We start from the raw sequence: 3,464 nt of genomic DNA on the forward strand, positions 1-3,464 counted from the left end.
CAGCGCGCGGGCGACCTGCGCGCCCACCGAGGCCGCCTCCCTGGCCGGGAGCGGGCCGCGGGCCAGCCGCGCGGCGAGCGTCTCGCCGTCCAGCAGCTCCATGACCACGTACGGGACGCGTCCGCCGCCGGGCACGTCGGCCTCGCCGTAGTCGTGGACGCCGATGATCCCGGGGTGGGTCAGGCGGGCCGCCGCCGTGGCCTCGCGGCGCAGCCTGCGCGCCGACCGGCCCGGCCCGTCCGCGCGCGGGACCTTCACGGCGACCGGCCGGGACAGCACGCCGTCGAAGGCGCGCCACACCGAGGCCATGCCGCCGTCGCCGACCCGGGCCTCCAGCCGGTACCTGCCACCGAGCAGCAGCCCGGGGCGCAGCGGATCGTCCACCCGGCGCTCCCACCTCCCTTGGGACGGTCTTGACCTTATCGGGGCCGTCCCCCCGCCCGACGCGATCAGGCTCACGGAGTGACGCCCGGCCGGGCCGGGTAGGGCAGCAGACGAGATCCGTCAGGAGAAAGGCGCAGTCATGACCGAACCCCAGGGACGTCCGACGCTGTCGCCCCTCGACCGCGAAACGTGCCTGAAGCTGATCGCCCCCGGCGGCCTCGGCCGCGTCGCCTACGACGACGGCGAGGGGCCGACGGTGACCCCGGTCAACTACGTCCTGGACGGCGAGGAGATCGTGTTCCGCACCTCGCTCGCCGGGCGGCTCAACCAGAACCTCTCCGGGCTGCTGTCCGGCGCGGAGGTGCGGATCGCCTTCGAGGTGGACCAGATCGACGCCGAGCGGCACGAGGGCTGGAGCGTCCTGCTGCGCGGCGGCGCACGGCAGCTGGAGGACGACGAGCCCTCGGCCGACGTGGAACCCTGGCCCGCCGAGAGGCGGCCCGCCCGGATCCGGCTCGCCCCCAAGGAGATCACCGGCCGGCGGCTGGGCGGCGCCGGGTGAGCGGGGCGGAGCGTTCCGCCGGAGCCGCGTCGGCGTCCTGCGGGGCCGCGCGGGCGTCCCGCGGGGCGAGGTTCCGCCGGAGCCGCGTCGGCGTCCTGCGGGGCCGCGCGGGCGTCCCGCGGGGCGAGGATGACCGAAAGCGACAAGACGGACGGGCGCGAGCCGTCCAGGGTGGGGTTATGAGCATCGACCTGACCAAGGCGGCCGACTTCATGGCCACGCACGCCCGGCTCCTGGACCGGCGCCGGTTCGACGTCCTCTTCGGCGACACCGGCGACGTGGAGGCCGTCGTCGCGGCCCTCGCCGCCTACCGCAATCCCGACTGCGGCTACGGGTGGGGCCTGGAGCCCGACCTGCGGTCGCCCGAGAGCCAGACCGGCGCCGCCGCGCACGCGTTCGAGGTGTTCGCCGAGATCGGCGGGCACCCGCACGCGGTGGAGCTGTGCGACTGGCTGGAGTCGGTGACGCTGCCGGACGGCGGCCTGCCGTTCGCGCTGCCGACGACCCGCGCGGCCGGCAACGCCCCGTGGTGGGCGACGGCCGACACGTCCGTCTCGTCCCTGCAGATCACCGCGGTCACGCTGGTCGCGGCGCAGCGGGTGGCGGAGATCGACCCGGGCGTGGCGGCGCACCCGTGGCTGGAGCGCGCCGCCGCCTACTGCGTGGGCGCGGTCGGCGCCCTGGACAGCCGCCCGCACGCCTACATCCTGGCGTTCGCCGTCCGGGCGATGGACGCCCTGCGCGACGTCCACCCCCAGGCGCGCGAGCTGCTGGAGGGGCTCGGCAAGTACGTCCCCGACGACGGCCTGGTCAAGGTCGAGGGCGGGACGGACGACGAGTACCTGCACCCGCTCGACTTCGCGGGCGTCCCGGGCCGTCCGCCGCGCGAGCTGTTCCGGCCCGAGGTGGTCGCCGCCGACCTGGCCCGGCTGGAGAACGGCCAGCAGGAGGACGGCGGCTGGACGGTCGAGTACGCCCGGATCTCCCCGGCGGGCGCGCTCGCCTGGCGCGGCTACGAGACCATCCGAGTCCTCTGCGCCCTGCAGAACGCCAGGACCACCCAGCCCTGACCCCTCCGCGCCCGACCCGGCCGTCCGCGTCCGGTCGGCCAGCCCTGCCCGACCCGGCCGTCGGGTCTGGCGCGCCCCTCGGCCGCGCGCGCCCCTGCGGGGTGGTCAGCCGAGGTCGGCGAGGGCCTTCTCGATGTCCGGGTCGCCGGGGGCCAGGGCGCGGGCGCGCGTCAGGTCCCCGCGCGCCTCGGCCGTCCTGCCGAGGGCGGCCAGGACGACGGCGCGGTTGAACAGGACGGCCGGGTCCTCGCCCAGTTCCAGGGCCTTCGTCAGGTCGCGGACGGCGGCCTCGGCGTCCCCGGTCTCGTAGGCGAGGACGCCCCGGCTGGCCCACGCGGCGGCCAGCGTCGGGTCCTGCCCGAGCGCCTGGTCGAACGCGGCGCGGGCCCGGTCGCCGTGGCCCTCGGCGGCCTCGATCTGGCCGAGGACGCTGAGCAGGTGCGCGTCGCCCGGCCGGTGGGCGAGCCCCGCCGCGCAGTCGGCGCGCGCCTCGGCGTTGCGGCCGAGGGCGGCCAGCAGCCCGGCGCGGTTCGTCCGGGCCTCGGTGAATCCGGGGTCCAGCTCGAGCGCGTGGTCGAGGTCGGCGAGGGCGCCCTCGTGGTCGCCCTCGGCGAACCTGGCCTCCGAGCGGTTGAAGTACGGCTCGGGGAAGGGCGGCCCGACGGCCATCGCGGTCTCGTAGTCGGCGACGGCCTCGGCCGCGCGGCCGAGGCGCAGCAGCAGGTTGCCCCGGTCGATGTAGTAGTCGGGGTGGACGGGGTCGGCGTCGATCGCGGCCGTCCAGTCGCGCAGCGCGTCGCCGGTGCGGCCGAGCCGGTCCAGCACGGCGGCGCGGTTGGCGAGCAGGACCATCCGGTGGACGGCGTGGGCGCCCGGCGGGAGGTCGCGGTCGGCGAGGTCGATCGCCTCCTGGACGAGCCGCAGCGCCTCCTCGTCCCGGCCGCGCCGGGCCTCGACCAGCGCCCGGCCGTTGAGGTCGAAGCCGAGCTTGATCGCCCGCTCGGCCGGGTCGGGCAGCAGCCCGCAGATCGCGATCGCGGTGTTCGTCCAGGCCAGCGCGGCGGAGAGGTCCACGCGGGCGGGGTCGTGGTGGCGGACGGCGAGCATCGCCAGCGAGTAGGCGATCGTGGAGTGCCACACCGGCGAGTCGGTGGTCGCGCGGGCGCGGTGCAGCAGCCGCTCGGCCTCGTCCTCGCGGCGCAGCGCGGCCAGCGCCATCGCGGTCGCGTGGACGAGCTCCCACCACACCGCCGGATCGGCGTCCGGGTGCGCCTCGGGGTCGGCGTGCTCGATGCCGCGCCGCCCGAGCTCGGCGGCGGCGTCGTGGCATCCGTGGCTCAGGCACCAGCCGACCGCGTAGGCGTAGGACGCGGCGGCGCGGGCCGGGTCGCCCGCGCGGTCGCGGTGCCGCAGGACGGTCCCGAGGCGCGGCCCGACCAGGCCGGACG

The 3,464-nt window shown here is 77.2% G+C and carries 4 protein-coding genes; 2 read left to right on the plus strand and 2 right to left on the minus strand.

Annotation, left to right across the window (positions count from 1 at the left end):
* Positions 1-384, minus strand: a 384-nt coding sequence (locus DZF91_RS08130; protein WP_407920896.1) for a protein kinase domain-containing protein, incomplete at its 3' end; no start/stop codon positions are given.
* A gap of 139 nt (positions 385-523) precedes the next feature.
* On the opposite strand from DZF91_RS08130, the gene DZF91_RS08135 reads away from it, so the two are divergent.
* Both DZF91_RS08135 and DZF91_RS08140 read left to right on the plus strand, forming a co-directional pair.
* Entirely contained in the window at positions 524-946 is a 423-nt protein-coding gene (locus DZF91_RS08135) for a pyridoxamine 5'-phosphate oxidase family protein (RefSeq protein WP_117356869.1), read from the plus strand.
* 179 nt (positions 947-1,125) lie between these two features.
* On the plus strand, positions 1,126-2,016 hold the full coding sequence (locus tag DZF91_RS08140) for a hypothetical protein (RefSeq protein ID WP_117356870.1): 891 nt from the start codon (positions 1,126-1,128) through the stop codon (positions 2,014-2,016).
* A gap of 105 nt (positions 2,017-2,121) precedes the next feature.
* Here the strand turns inward: DZF91_RS08140 and DZF91_RS08145 are convergent.
* Positions 2,122-3,464 (minus strand): tetratricopeptide repeat protein (locus DZF91_RS08145; protein ID WP_117356871.1); only part of this gene is annotated, 1,343 nt, incomplete at its 5' end.

Source organism: Actinomadura logoneensis (genome assembly GCF_003428695.1).
GTDB lineage: Bacteria > Actinomycetota > Actinomycetes > Streptosporangiales > Streptosporangiaceae > Spirillospora > Spirillospora logoneensis.

Coding starts and splice junctions, on each gene's coding strand:
- DZF91_RS08135 (WP_117356869.1), top strand. CDS start 524: ATGACCGAACCCCAGGGACGTCCGACGCTGTCGCCCCTCGACCGCGAA.
- DZF91_RS08140 (WP_117356870.1), top strand. CDS start 1,126: ATGAGCATCGACCTGACCAAGGCGGCCGACTTCATGGCCACGCACGCC.